General features: G+C 63.3%; 24 protein-coding genes. 9 read left to right on the top strand and 15 right to left on the bottom strand.

Annotated elements, in window-relative coordinates:
* Window positions 1-31: 31 nt before the first annotated feature.
* Together NKI58_RS01890 and pyk are read left to right on the top strand one after the other, a co-directional pair.
* Window positions 32-478 carry a DUF1036 domain-containing protein gene (locus tag NKI58_RS01890; RefSeq protein ID WP_352489443.1) on the top strand — a complete coding sequence of 149 codons (447 nt, stop codon included), beginning with the start codon at window positions 32-34 and terminating at the stop codon, window positions 476-478.
* On the top strand, window positions 475-1,905 hold the full coding sequence (gene pyk, locus NKI58_RS01885; RefSeq protein WP_352454861.1) for a pyruvate kinase: 1,431 nt from the start codon (window positions 475-477) through the stop codon (window positions 1,903-1,905). Before NKI58_RS01890 ends, pyk begins: the two co-directional genes overlap by 4 nt.
* 226 nt (window positions 1,906-2,131) lie before the next feature.
* Here the strand turns inward: pyk and NKI58_RS01880 are convergent, their stop codons facing one another.
* Together NKI58_RS01880 and ykgO are read right to left on the bottom strand one after the other, a co-directional pair.
* Window positions 2,132-2,731, bottom strand: a complete 600-nt coding sequence (locus NKI58_RS01880) for a tetratricopeptide repeat protein (RefSeq protein WP_352783192.1) — start codon at window positions 2,729-2,731, stop codon at window positions 2,132-2,134.
* A gap of 94 nt (window positions 2,732-2,825) precedes the next feature.
* Window positions 2,826-2,951, bottom strand: coding sequence for a type B 50S ribosomal protein L36 (ykgO, locus tag NKI58_RS01875; RefSeq protein ID WP_006203764.1), 126 nt, complete (start codon window positions 2,949-2,951; stop codon window positions 2,826-2,828).
* Window positions 2,952-3,186: 235 nt separating this feature from the next.
* Here ykgO and NKI58_RS01870 point away from each other — a divergent pair, with 235 nt between their 5' ends.
* The gene (locus NKI58_RS01870; RefSeq protein WP_352783194.1) at window positions 3,187-3,609 is read left to right on the top strand and encodes a lysozyme inhibitor LprI family protein; all 423 of its coding nucleotides are present in this window, start codon (window positions 3,187-3,189) and stop codon (window positions 3,607-3,609) included.
* A gap of 92 nt (window positions 3,610-3,701) precedes the next feature.
* Here the strand turns inward: NKI58_RS01870 and NKI58_RS01865 are convergent, their stop codons facing one another.
* The 12 genes from NKI58_RS01865 to NKI58_RS01810 form a co-directional block, all read right to left on the bottom strand.
* Entirely contained in the window at window positions 3,702-4,778 is a 1,077-nt protein-coding gene (locus tag NKI58_RS01865; protein WP_352621519.1) for a 5-(carboxyamino)imidazole ribonucleotide synthase, read from the bottom strand.
* The gene (gene purE / locus NKI58_RS01860) at window positions 4,775-5,272 is read right to left on the bottom strand and encodes a 5-(carboxyamino)imidazole ribonucleotide mutase (protein ID WP_023678468.1); all 498 of its coding nucleotides are present in this window, start codon (window positions 5,270-5,272) and stop codon (window positions 4,775-4,777) included. The genes NKI58_RS01865 and purE overlap by 4 nt, the downstream gene beginning before the upstream one ends.
* Window positions 5,273-5,396: 124 nt before the next feature.
* Entirely contained in the window at window positions 5,397-6,230 is an 834-nt protein-coding gene (locus NKI58_RS01855; RefSeq protein WP_352783196.1) for an anti-sigma factor family protein, read from the bottom strand.
* A complete protein-coding gene (locus tag NKI58_RS01850) occupies window positions 6,227-6,787 on the bottom strand; it encodes a sigma-70 family RNA polymerase sigma factor (protein WP_352946860.1) in 561 nt (186 codons plus the stop codon). Before NKI58_RS01850 ends, NKI58_RS01855 begins: the two co-directional genes overlap by 4 nt.
* 25 nt (window positions 6,788-6,812) lie before the next feature.
* Window positions 6,813-7,160, bottom strand: a complete 348-nt coding sequence (locus NKI58_RS01845; protein ID WP_023678471.1) for a cupredoxin domain-containing protein — start codon at window positions 7,158-7,160, stop codon at window positions 6,813-6,815.
* An 11-nt stretch (window positions 7,161-7,171) separates the two neighbouring features.
* Window positions 7,172-8,119 (bottom strand): metallophosphoesterase family protein, encoded by a 948-nt coding sequence (locus NKI58_RS01840; protein WP_023678472.1) that lies wholly within the window; start codon window positions 8,117-8,119, stop codon window positions 7,172-7,174.
* 165 nt (window positions 8,120-8,284) lie between these two features.
* Window positions 8,285-9,490, bottom strand: a complete 1,206-nt coding sequence (locus tag NKI58_RS01835; protein ID WP_031212142.1) for an aminotransferase class V-fold PLP-dependent enzyme — start codon at window positions 9,488-9,490, stop codon at window positions 8,285-8,287.
* A 23-nt stretch (window positions 9,491-9,513) separates the two neighbouring features.
* Window positions 9,514-9,975 carry a RidA family protein gene (locus tag NKI58_RS01830; RefSeq protein ID WP_352574784.1) on the bottom strand — a complete coding sequence of 154 codons (462 nt, stop codon included), beginning with the start codon at window positions 9,973-9,975 and terminating at the stop codon, window positions 9,514-9,516.
* A 34-nt stretch (window positions 9,976-10,009) separates the two neighbouring features.
* Window positions 10,010-10,804 (bottom strand): amino acid ABC transporter ATP-binding protein, encoded by a 795-nt coding sequence (locus tag NKI58_RS01825; RefSeq protein ID WP_023678475.1) that lies wholly within the window; start codon window positions 10,802-10,804, stop codon window positions 10,010-10,012.
* Window positions 10,805-10,808: 4 nt separating this feature from the next.
* The gene (locus NKI58_RS01820; RefSeq protein WP_023678476.1) at window positions 10,809-11,459 is read right to left on the bottom strand and encodes an amino acid ABC transporter permease; all 651 of its coding nucleotides are present in this window, start codon (window positions 11,457-11,459) and stop codon (window positions 10,809-10,811) included.
* A 1-nt stretch (window position 11,460) separates the two neighbouring features.
* Window positions 11,461-12,126, bottom strand: a complete 666-nt coding sequence (locus NKI58_RS01815) for an amino acid ABC transporter permease (protein WP_023678477.1) — start codon at window positions 12,124-12,126, stop codon at window positions 11,461-11,463.
* Window positions 12,127-12,192: 66 nt separating this feature from the next.
* Complete coding sequence (locus tag NKI58_RS01810; protein ID WP_031212143.1) at window positions 12,193-13,074, bottom strand: transporter substrate-binding protein; 882 nt, start codon at window positions 13,072-13,074, stop codon at window positions 12,193-12,195.
* Between the two features lie 128 nt (window positions 13,075-13,202).
* On the opposite strand from NKI58_RS01810, the gene NKI58_RS01805 reads away from it, so the two are divergent.
* Window positions 13,203-14,006, top strand: a complete 804-nt coding sequence (locus NKI58_RS01805; RefSeq protein ID WP_352640809.1) for an IclR family transcriptional regulator — start codon at window positions 13,203-13,205, stop codon at window positions 14,004-14,006.
* Window positions 14,007-14,040: 34 nt separating this feature from the next.
* Here NKI58_RS01805 and NKI58_RS01800 read toward each other — a convergent pair whose 3' ends face one another.
* Window positions 14,041-14,244, bottom strand: a complete 204-nt coding sequence (locus tag NKI58_RS01800) for a YdcH family protein (RefSeq protein ID WP_023678480.1) — start codon at window positions 14,242-14,244, stop codon at window positions 14,041-14,043.
* Window positions 14,245-14,483: 239 nt separating this feature from the next.
* On the opposite strand from NKI58_RS01800, the gene NKI58_RS01795 reads away from it, so the two are divergent.
* From NKI58_RS01795 to NKI58_RS01775, 5 genes are all read left to right on the top strand, one after another.
* Window positions 14,484-14,663, top strand: coding sequence for a YdcH family protein (locus NKI58_RS01795; protein WP_023678481.1), 180 nt, complete (start codon window positions 14,484-14,486; stop codon window positions 14,661-14,663).
* A gap of 204 nt (window positions 14,664-14,867) precedes the next feature.
* Window positions 14,868-16,121 (top strand): flavodoxin-dependent (E)-4-hydroxy-3-methylbut-2-enyl-diphosphate synthase, encoded by a 1,254-nt coding sequence (gene ispG / locus NKI58_RS01790; RefSeq protein WP_352783200.1) that lies wholly within the window; start codon window positions 14,868-14,870, stop codon window positions 16,119-16,121.
* A 4-nt stretch (window positions 16,122-16,125) separates the two neighbouring features.
* On the top strand, window positions 16,126-16,980 hold the full coding sequence (locus tag NKI58_RS01785) for a lytic transglycosylase domain-containing protein (RefSeq protein ID WP_352783202.1): 855 nt from the start codon (window positions 16,126-16,128) through the stop codon (window positions 16,978-16,980).
* 160 nt (window positions 16,981-17,140) lie between these two features.
* On the top strand, window positions 17,141-18,337 hold the full coding sequence (locus NKI58_RS01780; protein WP_352783204.1) for a phosphoglycerate kinase: 1,197 nt from the start codon (window positions 17,141-17,143) through the stop codon (window positions 18,335-18,337).
* A 141-nt stretch (window positions 18,338-18,478) separates the two neighbouring features.
* Entirely contained in the window at window positions 18,479-19,504 is a 1,026-nt protein-coding gene (locus NKI58_RS01775; protein ID WP_352574797.1) for a class I fructose-bisphosphate aldolase, read from the top strand.
* Window positions 19,505-19,623 lie beyond the last annotated feature (119 nt).

The raw sequence follows: 19,623 nt of genomic DNA, 5'->3' as shown, positions 1-19,623 counted from the left end.
CGGCAGGCTGCGTGTGCGCCACGCCTTGGCCATGCCGCTCCTGGTACCGGCCATGGCTCTTTTCGCGGTGATTTCGGCCTCGCCGGCACGGGCCGATTTCCGGGTCTGCAACGCCACGCAGAACCTGGTCGGTGTCGGCATCGGCTATCGCGCCAAAGCCGGCTGGATCACCGAAGGCTGGTGGCACATCGAAGGATCGAGCTGCAAGACGCTGATCGAGGGACCGTTGTCATCAAGGTTTTACTATCTTTATGCAGAAGACGCCGAGCGCGGCGGACGCTGGGATGGCCCGATCAACATGTGCGTGGCCGAAAAAGAGTTCAAGATCGCCGGCGTTACCGATTGCGTCGCCCGGGGCTTTCAGCGCGCCGGATTCCAGGAATATGACACGGGCGAGCAGGCAAGCTGGATGGTCCAGCTGACTGACGAGCCCGCAACGGATGGCGCTCCAGCCGCCCCGGGAACAAACAGTCAATGAGACGCAGCCGCAAGGTCAAGATCCTCGCCACCATCGGTCCGGCCTCCTCGTCCGAGGAGATGCTGAAGAAGCTGTTCGAAGCCGGCGCCGACGTGTTCCGCATCAATATGAGCCACACCGACCATGAATTGATGCGTACGCTTGTCGGCCGCATTCGTGCCGTCGAGGAGGCGGTCGGCCGGCCGATCGGCGTTCTCGCCGACCTGCAAGGGCCAAAGCTGCGCGTCGGCAAGTTCGCCAACGGCAAAGAGGTGCTGACCGTCGGTCAGACCTTCACGCTCGACGACAATCCCGAGCCCGGCAATTCGACGAGGGTCTACCTGCCGCATCCCGAAATCCTGCGTTCGGTCGAGGCTGGTCATCGCCTGCTGATCGATGACGGCAAGCTCGAGCTCAAGGCGGTCAGCAGCAACGGCAAGGCGATCGTCTGCACCGTCGTCGCCGGCACCACCATTTCCGACAAGAAGGGCGTCAGCCTGCCCGACACCGACCTGCCGGTCGGCGCGCTGACGGAAAAGGACCGCCGGGATCTCGACGCGGTTCTGGCGACCGGCGTCGACTGGGTGGCGCTGTCCTTCGTGCAGCGGCCCGAGGACCTGGCCGAAGCGCGCAAGATCGCACGCGGCCGGGCGCTGATCATGGCCAAGATCGAAAAGCCGCAGGCCGTCGCCCGGCTGGCCGAGATCATCGAGCTTTCGGATGCGCTGATGGTCGCCCGCGGCGATCTCGGCGTCGAGATGCCTCTCGAAGCCGTGCCTGGCATTCAGAAGCAGATCACCCGCGCCGCGCGCCGTGCCGGCAAGCCGGTGGTGGTCGCCACGCAGATGCTGGAATCGATGATCACCGCGCCGGTGCCGACGCGGGCCGAGGTGTCGGACGTGTCGATCGCCGTGTTTGAAGGCGCCGACGCGATCATGCTTTCGGCGGAGTCCGCCGCCGGCGCCTATCCGGTCGAGGCGGTGGCGATGATGAACCGGATCGCCACCAAGGTCGAAACCGACCCGACCTATGCCGGAATTATCAACGCGCAGCGCTCGGAACCGGAAGCGACCGGAGCCGACGCGATCTCGCTCGCCGCCCGCGAAATAGCCGAGACGCTGAAGCTGTCGGCGATCATCACCTATACCGCGTCCGGCACGACCGGCTTGCGCGCCGCGCGCGAGCGGCCGCAAGTGCCGATCGTGGCGCTGTCGCCGATCCTCAACACTGCGCGGCGGCTGTCGCTGTTGTGGGGCACGCATTGCGTCGTTTCTCCCGACGCCAGCGACCTCGACGATATGGTCGACCGCGCCTGCCGCATCGCCTTCGATGAAGGTTTCGGCAAGCCGGGCGACCGCGTCATCATCACGGCCGGCGTGCCGCTGAGGACGCCAGGCTCGACCAACATGTTGCGCATCGCCTATGTCGGATCGGAAGTCGGTCGCTAATGTCGGCCGCGGCTGCCGGATAGGCCGGCTGCATGGCGCGTCGTAAACACGGCGCCAGCCGGGCGCATCGACGGCAGTCTGGTTAGGATAGACGCCGAACTCCGCCAGCTTGCATCAGCCTGTGACCGGTTCAGGAGTAGGGGAGTAGGGCGCATGTGTGCCACAGTGCAATCTGCACCTCTCACATACTACCTTACTCCCCTATTCCCCTACTCCCTTACTGGTCTCAAATGCCTTCGCCGGCAAGCTCCTCGGAAAGTGCGGCGACCTGGTCCTGGGCGCTGCGCATCATTGGGTAGATGGCGAGCACGCGCTGCCAGGCCTCAAGTGCCGACTGCTTGTGGCCGGTTTCGGCCATGATCTGAGCCAGGCCCGAAAGCGCGCCGAAATGGCGTGGTTCGAGCTGCAGGGTGCGGTCGATGTCCGCCATCGACTTCCCGTAGTTCTTCATCATGAAATGAACAGTGGCGCGCCGGTTCCAGCCTTCCGCATAGGTCGGCTGCAAAGTCACCACCTGATCGAGGAAATCGAGTGCAACATCGAATTTCTGGTTTTCGATCGCCTTCTGCGACCATTGCATCATCAGGTCGATAGAGGCGCTGCCCGACTGGGACCACTCGCTGCCGATCCGTCCGGCGATGCGCTCGGCCGCCTTTTCATTGCGTTCGCGCTTGAGATCAGCAAACAGCTGATCGAGCCGCGCCTGTTTCGTCTTGACGACCGGAGGTGCTGTCGGCGGAGTTGTGGTCGGATCTTCAGCCCACGCCGGCAGCGAGACAGCGCCGGAAAAGAGGAAAGCCGTGAAAAATGCAAAAAGAATCCGCATCGCGGGAATCTAGCCCCCGACGCCGGATCGTCAAACTGAATTTAGCGTGAGAGTCGTATCATGCGAACGGAGGCGCGCAGCCTCCGTCGAAAACTCAACCCTGGCGCGCCTTGTAGCGCGGCGCGGTCTTGTTGATGATGTAGATGCGGCCCTTGCGACGAACCAGCTGGTTGTCGCGGTGACGCGCCTTCAACGCCTTGAGCGAATTCTTGATCTTCATGGTCTTGCCCGTCGGTCTGGGCCCGGTCACGGGCCGAATTATTAAGGCGCGCCCACAGACGCGCCTTTGAACTGTGCGTGGCTCATAGACGAGGAGCGTTGCCCGTGTCAACCGCAAGCGCGTTGCCTAAACGATACGGACCGTTTCGTATCATCAAATATCCGCCACTGGCGTCTTGCGGCGTTGCGCAGGCTTGAGACGGCTGGAATGATGCGGTTGCGAATTGGAGATCGTCATGCGCCGAATTCTTGTGTCCGCCTGTCTTGTCGTCCTCGCGCCAGGTTCTGTTGCCTATGCGCAGGAATGCGACCGCAACGACGACAGCCAGCAGATGATGAACATCTGCGCCGACGCGGACCACAAATCCGCCGACGCCAAGCTCAACAAGGCCTACCAGGATCTCATCGGCGGAAGTGACGCAAAAGCCAGGAAGCTGTTGCAGACGGCGCAGCGCGCCTGGATCGCTTTTCGCGACGCGGAATGCAGCTATTCCGCCGCGGACAGCGAAGGCGGCTCGATCTATCCGATGCTGATATCGGAATGCCTGACGCGGCTGACCGACGATCGCACCAAGCAGCTCACCGCCGATTCGACCTGCGCGGAAGGCGATGTGAGCTGCGCCAGCCCCGACGAGGACGAGAGCGGCGAAATCCAGTAAGCGTAGGTTCTAACTTTGTGTTTGAGCATGATCTTTTCCGAAATCCGGATTCCACTTTTCGCTAGCGCGGACCTTCGGTTCGGGATCATGCTCTAGCTGCGGCGGCTCACGCGCGTAAAATGGCCCATCTTGCGGCCGGGCCGCGCCTCGGCCTTGCCATAGAGGTGCAGCATCAGATCGGGCTCGGCGAGCAGCTCAGGAACGCGCCTGACATCGTCGCCGATCAGGTTTTCCATGACGCAGTCGAACTGCCGGGCGGGATTTCCCAGCGGCAGGCCGGCGACGGCGCGGATGTGCTGCTCGAATTGCGAGATGGTGCAGGCGGCCTCCGTCCAGTGGCCGGAATTGTGGACGCGCGGCGCTATCTCGTTGGCCAACAGCGAACCGTCGGCAAGGACAAAGAATTCGACGCCGATGACGCCGACATAGTCGAGCGCTGCAAGGATCTCTGCCGCCGCCGTTTGAGCCGCAGCCGCCGTTTCGGATTTTACTCCGGCCGGCAGCGTCGAGCTGTGAAGAATACCGTTGCGATGGACATTCCACGCTGGATCGTAGGCGGCGAGCGAGCCGTCGCTGCCGCGCGCGGCGATCACCGAAATCTCGCGCTCGAAGGTGACGAAGGATTCCAGGATCAACGGCACGTTGCCCATCGCCTCGCAAGTGCCGGCAAAGCCGCCTGTTTCCATGTTGCGGAAGACACGCTGGCCCTTGCCGTCATAGCCCATGCGGCGCGTCTTCAATATGCCGCTGCCGTTGAACTGTTTCAGCGCAGCCGTCAGTTCCTCGTCATTGTCGACGGGGCTGAAATCCGCGGTCGGTATGCCGATGCCGTTGAGGAATTTCTTTTCCGCCAGCCGGTCCTGCGCCACTTCCAGGGCGCGTGCCGGCGGATAAACCGGCACCGTAGAGGCAAGTGCCGCGGCGGCCGCGACCGGTACGTTCTCGAATTCATAAGTAACGACGGCACTGGCCGCAGCCAGCTCGCTAAGCGCGGCCGCGTCGTCATAGGCGGCGACGATCTGCCGGTTGGCGACCTGTGCCGCCGGGCAATCCGGCTGCGGCTCCAGCACGACGATGCGGTAGCCGAGGCGGGCCGCGGCCATCGCCAGCATGCGGCCAAGCTGGCCGCCGCCGATGATGCCGATGCTCGATCCCGCCGGCAGGCTCACGGCGCGTCCGTGGGCTCGGCGGCCACCTTGGCGGTCTGCGCGGCGCGCCAGCTATCCAGCCGGGCGGCGAGCTTTTCGTCGCTCAGCGCCAGCACCGCGGCGGCCAGAAGGGCAGCGTTGGCAGCGCCGGCCTTGCCGATGGCCAAAGTGCCGACCGGAATGCCGGCCGGCATCTGCACGATTGATAGCAGCGAGTCCTGGCCCGACAGCGTCTTTGATTCCACCGGCACGCCGAACACCGGCAGCGGCGTCATCGCCGCCGTCATGCCGGGCAGATGCGCCGCACCGCCGGCACCGGCGATGATCACCTTGTAGCCGGCCGCCTTGGCGCCCTTGGCGAAGTCATAGAGCCGGTCGGGCGTGCGGTGGGCAGAGACGATCAGGCGCTTGTGCGGAATTCCAAGCGCCTCAAGCGTTTCGGCGGCGTGGCGCATCGTCGCCCAGTCGGACTGGCTGCCCATGATGATGGCGACGTCGGCGCGGTGATCGTCCAAGCTTCTGCTCTCCGGCGGCAAAAGCGCGCATTAGCTGAAATCGAGGGGAGCCGCAAGGATGGCCGGAAACGGCAAAGCCGCTTGTGCCGTCTCCGTGGCTACGCACATGGACAGGGGCGGTCTGTCATCGGGCGGCCGCTGCTCGGAAGCGGTTGACGAAGTCGTCAAGTTCAGGCCGTTCGGTATCGGAAATCGCCCAATAGGAAAAGGCGCTGTCGCTCCAGTGGACCAGCGAGAAGCCACCAGCAGAAAGATCGACCGGTCCGGCTGTCGAGCCGGTTTCCTCGGGCGCGGCGACGAGAGTGATCAGGTGCTCGCGGTGCCTGTAGACCAGTGCCGGCACTGGCTGGTCGGCGATCACCTCGACCCGGCCGCCGAGCAACGCGAAGCCGTCACTGGCAAGGTCAGGTGCCGGCGGCGACAGGCCGACCCTGCCATCCAGCCAAGGTTTGACCGTGTGCCGGTCCGACGAGACGACGTCCACGGGGCTGGCTGCCAGCAGGCTGCGGCGATGGCCGCTGGCGACCGCGGCGGCAAAGCTGTCGGGCGCCCTGCTCAGCATCATCCATTGCGTCGCGCCGCTGGCCAGCACGGCGGTAACGATGATCGACGCCGCCAGCGCGCGCCAGTCGAACGCGCCAAATCGGTGCACCGCTCTGTGTGCCGGCGGCACTCGAGCGGCGGGCGCCGGCGCCGGCAGCACTTTCTCCGTACCGGCTGTCCCGATTGCAGCGATGCGAGCCTTGAAATCCTCACGGACATCGAGCCTCGGCAGCCCGCTGACGACCGGCTGCAGCGCAACGATGCGGGCATGCTCGGCGGCGAGCGCCGGATCGGCCGCGATGCGTCGCTCGACAGCCAATGCTGCTGCTGCGTCGAGCTCGCCATCGACCAAGGCATGGATCATCAGCTCCACGCCCGCCGGGTCATCGGGCAGTCCATCGTTGTGCGCGCTCATGGCGCCCTCCCAAGTTGGGATATCAGCAGACCGCGCGCCCTCGCCAGCCGCGACATCACCGTTCCTAGCGGCACGCCAAGCAGCGTCGCGATCTCGCGATAGCTGAGGCCGTTGATGTCGCGCAGCACCACAGTCTCGCGAAATTGGTGCGGCAGCGCGGCGATCGCCGCCTCGAGTGCGGCCGTGTCGGCCTTGGCGATCAGGCTTGCCTCAGGACTATCCGTATCCGGCAGCCCGGCGCCATATGCAGCCGTCGTGTCATCGAGGTCGCTCAGGTCGCCGACGGCGACGATACTGCGCGGCCGGTTGCGCGCCAGCCAGGAGTAAGAGGCGTTGCGCACGATCGCCAGCAGCCAGGCGCGCGCATTGCCGCCGGCATAGCCGGCGATGCCCGCATGCGCCTTCAAACAGGCCTCCTGCACCACATCCTCCGCGTCGGCGGCGTTGCCGGTCAGCCAGCGGGCAAGCGCAAGCGCATCCGCGAGATGGGGCAGAACCACCTCGCGAAAGCGCTCGGTCGCGGCCTCTTGGTTCAACACCGTCGCATCGCCCGGCATCCCGGGCAGAACCTTCCGAAAATCCTCACGGAGCGACGGTGATCCTGCCCTGCATGTGCGGGTGAAGCCCGCAGAAATAGGCATAGTCGCCCACTTTGGTGAAGGTGAAGGCATATGTGTCACCGGTGTCAAGCGCCTTGGAGCGAAACGAGGCATCGTTGGCGACCACCAGATGCGGGATGTCGTCGTCATTCTCGAAGGTCACGGTAGTGCCCTGCTTTACCGTCAGCACCGCCGGTGTGAAGGCAAAGTTCTCGATCTTGACCATTGGCTGGTCTGCTGCGTTCAGTGGCATGGCAACCATTATCAGGATCGCCGCCAAACCGAACGTGACAGGGGATACGACCAAGACGCGGGATGGGAAGCGGATCATCGCATTTCCCCTCAGGCCAGCGTGCTGTCGATGATGGCGAGGTCCTGCCCGCCTTGCTTGACTGTCACGCTGCTTGTGCCGAGCAGGCTGCGCAACTGGCCGGCAGGTACCGTCATCGGCCCGGGTGAGGCTGCGGTGCCCGGCGCCGGTTGCGGGAAAGCGGTCGAGCGCGCGGTATGAAAGGTAACGTTGCCTTCGACCTTCTGCATGATCTGGTGGATATGGCCGTTGAGTACGGTGACAGAGCCGAAGCGCTTGAGCAGGGCCAAGGCCTGCGCCGCGTCGTCGGTGCCCCAGCCCCATTCGGGATAAACAGCCCATAGCGGGATGTGGGCAAAGACGACGATTGGCGTCGAGGCGGTGACCGCCTTCAGATCATCGGCCAACCATGCCAACTGGTCGGCGCCGAGATTGCCCAGCCCGCCAGCCTTCAGGTTGACGACGTTGACCAGGCCGATGAAATGGACGCCGTTCTGGTCGAACGAATACCAGCCAGCGCCCTTGGTGCCCTTGCCGTAGCGGTCGAGATAGGCCTGGCCATTGCCGTCATCGATCAGGTCGTGCTCACCGGGCACATAATGCACGTCGAAGCCTGCGCCGCCGATGATCTGGGCAGCGTTGTCGAACTGCGCGGCTTTCGACAAATGGGTGATGTCGCCGGTGTGGATCATGAAGGCGGGCTTTTGCGGCAACGCCTGGATCTTGCCGATGGCCTCCTTCAGCGTGTCGATGGCGTGCGGGTTGGCAGCCTTGTCGAAGCCGATGTGGCTGTCGGAGATCTGGAGGAAAGTGAAGCCGGTGGCCAAGGCCTCGGCGGCTTGCGACGCACCGAGCAGGCTGAGCGAAACCGGCACGCCGGCCGAAATTGTCCACAGCACTCCCGTGCCGGCCCAGATCATGCATTCCAGTGCATGACGGCGGCTGATGCCGTCAGCTTCATTGTCGTGGTGGTGGGTCATACCGGTCTCCTGCACGCCGGAAATGGCGTCTGTTTGGGAGACCAATGGGCGGGGTGGTTTATTCCGCCCGAAGACTAAAAGTTCATTCACACTGCCGTGATGGCGCACTGGCCCGATGCGAAGCCGGCGCTGGAAGGCACTGGCTCGACCACGCTCTGGCGATGTCTAGTCCGGCCAGCGCAGCGCTCCGGCGGACTGCTTGCGAGCGGGTTTCATCGCATCCGCGGGCCGATCGGCAGCACTCAACACCGCTCGCAGGCGTTCGGCAACGATCTCCGCCTCGCCGGGATGGAGATTGCACGGATCAAGGAAGAAGTGACCGCGCTCGACCTCGTGGTTGCGCACGATCACGGGCGGCGAACCCGCCGCAAGCGCCGAGGCGAGGCCGGCGGCGGTGAAGCGGCTTTCCGGCGCAACAAACACCTGCAGGCGGTCGAGAGGATTTCCGGTCGGATCTGGAATGATACGTGCCTCGATGCCAGGCAGGCCCTGCAATGCGGTTTGCCACAGATGCAGTGCGGCGTCTTCCCGCTGGCGAATGCCGGCATGGTCGCGCCGCTCCCAGGCTTCCAGGGCCGCCATAGTGCCGGCAATGCTCTCCTTGCCGACCTTCATGGCGCGCGCAACGCCCCGGTTCTGAAGATAGGCGGCCCGTACCAGATCCTTGCGGCCGGCAACGATGCCGCTTGTCGGCCCTGAGAGAAATTTGTGCCCGCTGTAGACAACAATGTCGGCGCCGCGCGCCAGAAAGCCACGCAAATCGTATTCCGAGGCGGCGTCGACGATCACCGGCACGCCCTTGGCGTGGCAAATCTCGCAGAACTCCTCAAGCGAGAGCATGCCGTATTGCACGGTGTGGTGCGCAACGACGTAGAGGGCTGCCGCCGTCCGGTCCCGGATCGCCTCGGCAACATGATAATCCTGGGTGACGCTGACCGTGCCGGCAGGCACTGCCTTGGCTCCGGCAAGCCGGATCGACTGGTCGATCGGCGCGCCATAATTGACGATGTGACCAAGCTGAACGATGACCTCCGATTTGAGGCCCTCGGTGTCGTCCGGCAGCCGCTCGATCGCAAGAAGGCTGGTCCCGGTCATCGCGCCGGCAATCGCCATTGTTATGCCGCTGGCGCAGCATGCGGTGATGAAGCCGGCCTCGCCGCCGGTAAGGCGTGCAATCACCCTACTTGCGGCGCGCTGCAGATCGTCCATCTCGACCCATTGCGAGGCCATTTCCGACATTGCGGCAATCGCTTCTGGCACGATGATCGAAGCACCGAGTGCCGTCATCGTGCCGGAGACATTGATGATTGGGCGAAGGCCAAGCCGTTCGCGGATTGTCGTGTTGGAACGGTCAGCGGCATAGGTCGTCATCTCTGTAGATCCTGTTTAAGATTTCAGGCGGCGATCTCGACGACCGCCTCGATTTCAACTGTGATGTTGCCCGGCAGCGAGCCGACACCGATCGCGGAACGGGCATGTCCGCCAAGCGTATCAAAGACGGCCGCGAAAAGATCGGAACAGCCGTTCACCACCTTGGGGTGCTCGCCGAATGTCGGCGTCGCATTGACAAAGCCAAGCAGCTTGACGACGCGCACGATGCGGCCGAGGTCGCCGGCCGCCGCATGCATGACGGCGAGCAGGTTCAGGCCGGTCAGACGCGCATGCCCGTAAGCCTCTTCAACGCTGACATCCTCTCCGACCTTGCCGGTGCAGAGCGCGCCATCGGCGCGCAACGGCCCCTGGCCGGAGAGGAAGATCAGCCGTCCGCTCTCGGCATAGGTGACGAAGTTGGCGATGGGCTTCGGCGGCTCGGGCAGTGTCAGGCCCAATTCCGCGAGCCGGATGTAAGGCGTCATAAAAGCTCCTTGCGACAGCTTTCGCCGTCCGATGTCAAAAATGCGAGGCGCGAAACCGCGCCAGGAAACTGCGAAGGCGTTCATTGTCGAACCCCGCCGCCAGAATCTCGGCGGGTGGTCCGACGGCACTGACGCCGCCATCCGCCATGAAAACGATGCGGCTCGATGCGTCGCGCGCAAAAGCCATTTCATGCGTGACCATCAGCATCGTCATGCCGTCTTCGGCGAGGCTGCGCACGACCTCGAGCACCTCGCCAACCAGTTCGGGGTCGAGCGCCGAGGTTATCTCGTCGAGAAGCAATATCTTCGGCTCCATCGCCACGGCGCGGGCGATGCCGACGCGCTGCTGCTGGCCGCCGGAAAGCTCGGCCGGCAGACTGTCGGCTTTGTGGGCGAGGCCTACGCGGCCGAGCCAGTGCTCGGCAATGGTGCGGGCCTCGGCATTGCTCTTGCCGCGCACCTTGCGCAGGCCAAGCATGATGTTGCCGGCCGCAGTCAAATGCGGAAACAGATTGAAGCTCTGGAACACCATTCCGGTCTCGGCTCGCATCGCCGCCAGGTCGCGCTCGCTGCGTCGCTGGCGTGTTCCCGTCTCGCGATAGCCGACTTCTTTGCCGTCGATACGGATCGAGCCGCTGTCGTAGCTCTCCAGGAAATTGACGCAGCGCAGTAGCGTGGTCTTGCCGCTGCCGGAGGGGCCGATGATAGTCACGACCTCGCCGCGTGTCACTTGCAGGCTGACGGAGCGCAGGACCTCGACGGATCCAAAGGCTTTGGAAACCTCGGTGACATCGAGAAGTGCCGGATTCTGGTGCGAGGCGTTGGACATCGTGCTATTCCCGGATGAAGGAGAAACGCCGCTCCAGGCGCCGGCTGGCCAAGGAGAGGGCGTAGTTGACGGCGAAGTAGACGAGCGCACCGAGAATGTAGAGTGGCATCGCCTCATAGGTGCGGCCGATGACCTGGTTGATTGCCTGCATGAGGTCGGTGATGCCGAGCAGCGAGACCAGCGCGCTGCCCTTCACCGCGTCGGTGACGCCATTGATCCAGGGTGGCAGGAAGCGCCTGAACGCCTGCGGAAAAATGACGTAGACCAGCCGCTGGCGAAAGGTCAGTCCGATCGCCATCGCCGCCTCGGACTGACCCTTGGGAATCGAGCCGACGGCGCCCCTGAGATACTCGACGACTTGTGCGGTCTTGAAGAGGGTGAGGGCGAACACGGCCGCCCAAAAGGATTCCAGATGCAGCCCCACCGCGGGCAGGCCGTAATAGACGAAGAAGATTAGCACCAGGATCGGAATGCCGCGTATGGTGTCGCTGAAGATGCGCACTGCCCAGCGCAGCGGAAAAGGACCATAGACAAGGCCGACGCCCATCAGCACGCCGGCGATGAGCGATAACACCACGACCAGCAGCGACACCCACAAGGTTACGGCAAAGCCTTCGGCGAGGAACGGCAAGGCGTAGATGATCTGGCTCAGCATGTCAGCGCGCCGCCTTGAACCGGCGCTCGACGAGCCGCAGCGCGAAAAGCAGCGTGTAGCCGGTCAACAGGTACATTGCCGTCACCACCAGATAGACTTCGACAATGCGGAACGTGTTGAAGTTGATCCACTGGGCGCCATAGGTGAGTTCGGGTACCGAGATGACCGACGCCACGGACGTATCCTTGAAGAGCGATATGAATGTGTTGGAAAGCGCCGGCAGGGTTATGCGCAGCATCGTCGGCAGGCGCACATCGAGCAGCCTTTGCCATGGCGTCAGGCCGATTGCCTTGCCGGCGTCGAGCTGACCGCGCGGCACCGCCTCGAGCCCCGAGCGAAACACCTCGACCAGGTAGGCGCCGCTGTAGAGCGACAGCGTGGCAATGAATGAGGTTTGCGCGCTGTAGGCAATGTCGACCACCGTCGGCAAGCCGTAGAAGACCAGATAGACGAGCAGGATCAGCGGCACGTTGCGGATGAACTCGACATACCCCGCGATGATGGTCCGCACCGCACGTCCGGCCGACACGTACCAGACCGCCAGAACGAGCCCGATGACGATGCCGATCGCGATCGAGATGACGGCAAGTTCGAGGCTTAGCAGCAGTCCGCCCCAGAGCTTGTCGAAATGCCGCCAGATAAGGTTGAAGTTGAGAGTATAACCCATGCGTCCTCGTCATGGAGGGCTGTGATGAGAGAAGGCGGAAGGACGTTGTCCTTCCGCCTGCTTGCATCAAATGACCGGGAAACCGGGATGGCGCGCCGGCGGCTCCTGTCCGAAATAATCCTTGAACGCAGCGTCGTAGAGTGCCGTTTCATGGCCGAACATGGCGATGGTGAAGGTCTGGTTGACGAAGGTCAGCCAGTCGAGGTCGCCCTGCCGCAGCGCGGCACCATAAAGCATCGAGAACCAGCTCTTGCCGGCATCGAAGTACTTATCCGGATTGCGCGAGGCGAGCCAGCGCACCGTTGACAGATCGACCGCGGCGGCGTCGACGCGCTTCGATTCCAAGGCCTGCAGCACGTTGGCCTGCGTGTCTATCTGCATCACCTGCGACTCCGGCAGGACGATATGCACGTTAGCCTCGGCATCGACATTTTGCAGGATGGAAATCCGCGTCGCCGAACCGCCGGCAAGCAGCTTGTCGAAGGTCTTGTTTTCGGCGTTCGGAAGGGTCAGCAAGGCGATGCCTTCGACGTAGTAGGGTCGGGAGAAGTGGATCAGCTGCGAGCGCTGGGCGGTCATGGTCATGAACTGGATGGTGATGTCGACCTTGTTGGTGGTCACGTTTGGAATGCGCTGAGCCGGATCCTGCATGACGAATTCCACTTTGGTCGGATCGTCGAAAAGCCCCTTGGCGAGAATGCGACCCATGGTGATGTCCATGCCCACCAGTTCGCCGGCGTCGTTCTCGAAATGCCAGGGCGCATTGGTACTGCCGGTGCCGACGATTACCTTGCCGCGCTCGAGGACGGTGCGCAGCAGGCTGTCCGGCGCTGCCTGGGCCGCCGCTTTCTGAACGTCGACCGCGGTAGCGGCGCTCATCACTCCGGCCGTTGCAAGCCCGGCCATTCCCAGTTTCAGAAATTCACGCCTTTTGGATGTGTCGTTCACGGCGACCTCCTTTCGTGTTGTGTTCCCCTTTGGATCAGCAGTACAGGCATCGGTTGCAACTGACGCCATTGTCCCTTACAAGAGACGCCTGTACTCTGTACAAGACAGATTAACATCAGGAATCGATAATGCAAGAAGGCAATGCCTTGGCCGCTCGACCGGACGCCGGTCTGGACGAAGACAAGAACTCGGGTTCTCGGGAGAAGGGCCTCAACCGGGTCCTCCAGATTCTGGAGTTTCTTCACGCGACCCAGCGCGCGATCGGCATCGGCGATCTTGCCAAGGGGGTAAACGCGCCGCGTTCGACGACTTATACGCTTGTGCGCTCGCTGGTCGACGCAGGCCTGCTGGAAATGGCCGGAGACGGCAATCGGGTCTATTTCGGAAAGAAGCTCTATCTCTACGGAATGGACTATGTGCGGGGCAACGACCTGCTCAGGCGAGGGCGCCAGGAAGTCGACCATCTGTCACGCGAGACCGGCGAGACCTCGGAGTTGTGCATGCTGCAAAGCGGCCGCTACACCATCGTCCATTCAAGCCCGGGAACGAGGCCATTCCGGATCAGCTCGGCGACGGGTCTGCAAATACCGCTCCCCTGGACAGCTTCCGGGCGACTGCTCCTCGCCGGCTTCGACAGGGCAGCGATTGAGGATATGGTCTCCGAGGACGATCTCGTGCTGCCGGACGGCCGCAGATTGCAACTCGACGATTTCATAGACGACATCGCCGTCGCCAAGTCGGCCGGCTACTGCGTCACCTCCGGCCTTGTCGATGCCTACACGAAATGCCTGGCCGCGCCGGTCTTTTCAGCGCCGGGCAGGGTCGAGGCGACGATGTGCCTGGTGGTTCCCATCGATACCTCGACCGAAAAGACCGATGACCTGATAGAGCTGTTGCGCGAGCGCGCCGCGCGGCTTTCGATCGCGGCATAGGCCGCCTTTCCAGCAGGCCAGCGCCGGCGTCCGTTCAAGCGATAATGTCTGGAATGATCTTGTCTTCCAGCGCCATCAGCCTGTCCTTAAGGAAGAGCTTCTTTTTCTTCATGCGCTGGATCTGCAGCGGGTCGCAATTCATGGCGATCATCGCATTGATGGCGGCGTCGAAATCGGCGTGTTCCTGCTTCAGCCGGGAATATTCGAGGCGGATATCTGCCTGTTCCTGATCGGACATTTTTACCGTCTGCACGTCTGCGGCGCCCAAACTATGGGCCTGATTGGGCGGGACCGGGTCTTCTTGCACCGGCGCGCAGCCCATATCACATTTCATATTGGCGTGGAATGCTACCACGCAGCATTCGACATCGGTGCGCGATGGTGGCACACTGTCATTATGCCGTCACAGAAGCGAGCCTGCGGTGGACGTGCCATGACGGCTGCAATCCGAGGAAACCATGAAAGGGAGAACCAATCATGTCTCTTGCATCCCATCTTGATGAGCTGCAGCGGAAACACGGCGACATCGAACGGGAAATCGACGATGCGATGACCCATCCGTCGGTAGACGACCTCGAAATCGTGAATCTCAAGCGGCGCAAGCTGGCGCTCAAGGACGAGATTGAAAAACTGAAGGCGAAACCGACGACCCACTGAAGCCCTTCCAGGACTAGAACCGCCGCCCGGCGCGTGATTTCTTTCCGGTGGCATGTCTCTATGCTGCCGGAAACGCCTATGGATTCGCGGCAAGCTGCCGTCTTGTTATTTCCGATTTGCTAGGCCTGCGCGCCAGTCGCCATTGACAAGCCATCTTTGCTCCTCCACCTCATGCCCGGACCTTCAAGATTAAAGGCAGCCGGCATGACCGGATATTTTTCCTCACCCTTCCCGCGCCGCAGGTCGGTCGGTGTCGATGTCGGCGGCGTGATGGTCGGCGGCGGCGCCCCAGTCGTCGTCCAGTCGATGACCAACACCGACACGGCCGATATCGACCAGACGGTCGCGCAGGTGGCGGCGCTGCATCGCGCCGGCTCCGAGATCGTGCGCATAACGGTCGACCGCGACGAAAGCGCTGCCGCTGTGCCGGCCATCCGCGAGCGACTGGAGCGGCTCGGCATCAACGTGCCGCTGGTCGGCGATTTCCATTATATCGGCCACAAGCTCCTGGCCGATCATCCGGCCTGCGCCGCGGCCTTGGCCAAGTACCGCATCAACCCCGGCAATGTCGGTTTCAAGGACAAGAAGGACCGGCAGTTCGCGGCAATCGTCGAGATGGCGATCCGATACGACAAGCCGGTGCGCATCGGCGTCAACTGGGGTTCGCTCGACCAGGAGCTGCTGACCCGGCTGATGGATCACAACCAGGCCCAAGGCTTTCCGCTGACCGCGCAGGAAGTGACGCGCGAGGCAATCGTGCAATCGGCGATCCTGTCGGCCGAAATGGCCGAAGAGATCGGCCTTGCGCGCGAGAAAATCATCCTGTCGGCCAAGGTCAGCGGCGTGCAGGATCTGATCGCCGTCTACACAGAGCTTGCCACCCGATCCGACCATGCGCTGCACCTCGGCCTGACAGAGGCCGGCATGGGCTCGAAAGGCATCGTCGCCTCGTCCGCGGCCATGGGCATCCTGCTCCAGCAAGGCATCGGCGACACCATCCGCATCTCGCTGACGCCGGAGCCGAACGGCGACCGCACGCGCGAGGTGCAGGTGTCGCAAGAGCTGCTGCAAACCATGGGCTTCAGGCAGTTCGTGCCGATCGTCGCCGCCTGCCCGGGCTGCGGCCGCACGACCTCGACCGTGTTCCAGGAGCTTGCCCAGAACATCCAGGCCGACCTGCGCAAGAACATGCCGGTGTGGCGCGAACAATATCCCGGCGTCGAGAACCTCAAGGTCGCGGTGATGGGTTGCATCGTCAACGGTCCGGGCGAATCCAAACATGCCGATATCGGCATTTCGCTGCCCGGCACCGGCGAGATGCCGACCGCGCCGGTATTCGTCGACGGCAAGAAGGCGGCGACGCTGCGCGGCCCATCGATTGCCGCGGATTTCGAGAAGATGGTCGCCGACTATATCGAACGGCGGTTCGGGCAGCACGACAAAGCCGCGGCGGAGTAGTTGAGTGCGGCGTTTGCTCGGCGCGGCGCTGGTTGTCATTTGCGGGCTGATCTGGGCGACAGCCGTCCAGGCCGATCCACCACGGCCCGCCAAGCAGAAGCTGATCGACCAGGTTTGCAACCTGATCGAGGCCCATGCCGACCGGAACGGGCTGCCCAGGGATTTCTTTGCCCGGCTGATCTGGAAGGAAAGCCGTTTCGATCCCAATGCGGTCAGCCCCGTCGGCGCTGAGGGTATCGCCCAATTCATGCCGGGTACCGCCAAGATGCGCGGCCTCGCCAATTCCTTCGACATCGAACAGGCGATCCCGGCCTCAGCAAAATATCTCGCCGAACTGAAGACCGGCTTCGGCAATCTGGGCCTCGCCGCAGCCGGCTACAACGCCGGCGAGACCCGGGTGTCGCGCTGGCTGAATTCCGGCGGCTTCTTGCCGATGGAGACCGAAAGCTACGTTCTGGACGTCATGGGCGAGCCGGCCGACAACTTCACCAATACCGCCTACGCCGGCGTCATCCGGCCGCTCGACAAGAAGGCGAGTTTCGCTGCCGCTTGCCGTGAGCTGCCGGTGATCATGTCCAGAACCGTGCCGATGTCGTCGATCAACATCAAGCCGTGGGGCGTGCAGGTGGCCGGCAATTTCCGCCGCGCCGCGGCGCTCAATCAGTGGAGCAACGTGAAGCGCCGGTTTCCAGCCTTGCTCAGCGGTCACGATCCGGTGGTCAGCCGGGTGCGCACACCGATCGGCAGGCGCGGCATCTATGCGGTGCGGATCGGCGCCGACACCAAAGCCAAGGCCGACGATATTTGCCAGAAACTGCACAGCGTGGGCGGCGCATGCATCGTGGTGCGCAATCGGTAAGCCATATGTCGGTGCGTTTCGCGCCATTGCTGCCATCTTGCTCCCCGTGGGCACTTCGTCCTCGACACGTGACTCATATTTTCGGCGAACCGCTAGCCAGGTCTTGCATCGTCGTCGATGCGGGGTAAGGTCCCCGCGATTTTTCGTGAAAGGGATCAGCATGGCCGGCTTCAAGACACTGGACGACATCGGCAATATCAGCGGCAAGCGTGTGCTGGTGCGTGTCGACCTCAACGTTCCCGTCACCGAGGGCAAGGTCACCGACGCCACCCGCATCGAGCGCATTGCGCCGACTATCGCCGAGCTCTCCGGCAAGGGCGCCAAGGTCATCCTGCTAGCACATTTCGGCCGGCCCAAGGATGGACCGGCGCCGGAATTCTCGCTCGAGCCGATCGCCAAGGCGACGGCGGACGTGCTCGGCCGTCCGGTTGGCTTTGCCTCCGACTGCATCGGTGACAAGGCGGCAAATGCCGTTGCTGCCATGAATAATGGCGACGTGCTGCTGCTCGAGAACACCCGGTTCTACAAAGCTGAGGAGAAGAACGACCCGACCTTCACCGAAAAGCTCGCCGCCAACGGCGACATCTTCGTCAACGACGCCTTCTCGGCTGCGCACCGCGCCCATTCGTCCACGGAAGGCCTGGCGAATGTGCTGCCGGCGTTCGCCGGGCGCACCATGCAGGCCGAGCTCGATGCGCTGGAAAAGGGTCTCGGCAATCCTGTCCGTCCGGTTGTCGCCATCGTCGGCGGGGCCAAGGTCTCGACCAAGATCGACCTGTTGATGAACCTGGTGAAGAAGGTCGACGCGCTGGTCATCGGCGGCGGCATGGCCAATACGTTTCTAGCGGCGCGCGGCACCGACGTCGGGAAATCCTTGTGCGAGCATGATCTCGCGACCACCGCCAAGCAGATCATGATCGAGGCAGCCGAGGCCGGCTGCGCCATCATCCTGCCCGCCGACGGCGTTGTCGCCAGGGAGTTCAGGGCCGGCGCCGCCAACGAGACCGTCGCCATAGCAGACGTGCCGGCCGACGGCATGATCCTCGACGTCGGCGCGAAAACCGAGAAAACCATTGCCGAATGGATCGACCGTGCCGCGACGCTGGTCTGGAACGGGCCGCTCGGCGCCTTCGAGATCGAGCCATTCGACCACGCAACGGTGGCGACGGCCAGGCACGCGGCAGCGCGCACCAGGGCCGGCAGACTGATCTCGGTCGCCGGCGGCGGCGATACGGTGGCGGCGCTCAACCATGCCGGCGTCAGCGATGATTTCACTTATGTCTCGACGGCCGGCGGCGCTTTCCTCGAATGGATGGAAGGCAAGCCCTTGCCCGGCGTCGACGTCTTGAAGCGCTGAGCGCGGCCGCAACAGCAGCGCGAAGGAGTGCGCCCGCGACTTTCAATCGATTCGCGCTTGTTTGACGAAATGGTTCGACTTGAACCTGCGTTGCTCTGGTGGTCTGCTGGGCGCGGATCAATTCTTTCAGGAGAAGCAAAAATGAGCGAACGTCTCGAGGACATTGCCGCCGCGATGGTGGCCGATGGCAAGGGCCTGCTGGCCGCCGACGAAAGCTCCGGCACCATCAAGAAGCGCTTCGATGTCATCGGCGTCGAGTCGACCGCCGACAGCCGCCGCGACTATCGCGAGATGATGTTCCGCGCCAGCGAGGCAATGACCAAATACATTTCCGGCGTCATCCTCTATGACGAGACCATTCACCAGAAGGCCGCCGACGGCACACCGCTGGTCGATATCATCAAGGCATCAGGCGCTATCCCCGGCATCAAGGTCGACGCCGGCGCCAAGCCGCTGGCCGGCTTTCCCGGCGACACCATCACCGAGGGCCTGGACGGCCTGCGCGAACGCCTTGCCGACTATTACAAGCTCGGCGCCCGCTTTGCCAAATGGCGCGCGGTGATCGACATCGATGTTGCCAAGGGCGTGCCTTCCGCCACCTCGATCGGCTCGAACGCCCATGCGCTCGCCCGTTACGCCGCGCTTTGCCAGGAGGCCGGCATCGTGCCGATCGTCGAGCCGGAGGTGCTGATGGACGGCGCCCACGACATCGACACCTGCTACGAGATCAGCAAGGCGACACTGACAAAGTTGTACACCGAGCTCTATGCGGCCCGCGTCGTGCTCGAAGGCACCATCCTGAAGCCGAACATGATCCTCGCCGGCAAGAAATCAGGCAAGGTCAGCAGTCCCGACGAAGTCGCCGAAAAGACGATAAAACTGTTCCGCGAGACGGTACCGGCCGCGATCGGAGGCATTGCCTTCCTGTCAGGCGGACAATCGGACGAGCAAGCGACCGCCAACCTCAATGCCATCAACGCCATCGGGCCGCATCCGTGGAAGCTGACCTTCTCCTACGGCCGCGCCTTGCAGGCCGCTCCGCAGAAGGCCTGGAGCGGCAAGCCGGCAAACGTCGCCGCCGCGCAGGCCGCCTTCGCCCATCGCGCCCACATGAACCATCTGGCAGCCCTTGGACAATGGCAGCCGACGCTGGAGCAAGCCGCCTGACGGAATTCAGGTTGCGTTCCCTCCGACCCGGGCCATGTGCCCGGGTTTGTTTGAAAGCAGCAAGGTCTGCAATTTCCTGCTACTGAAAATGCAGCTCGGTGTCGGTATTCCTCGCTGCC

This window comes from Mesorhizobium sp. M0522, assembly GCF_040321085.1.
GTDB lineage: Bacteria > Pseudomonadota > Alphaproteobacteria > Rhizobiales > Rhizobiaceae > Mesorhizobium.
Note: the sequence above shows the minus strand (reverse complement) of the source record. Positions and strands in the feature narration are given on the sequence as shown.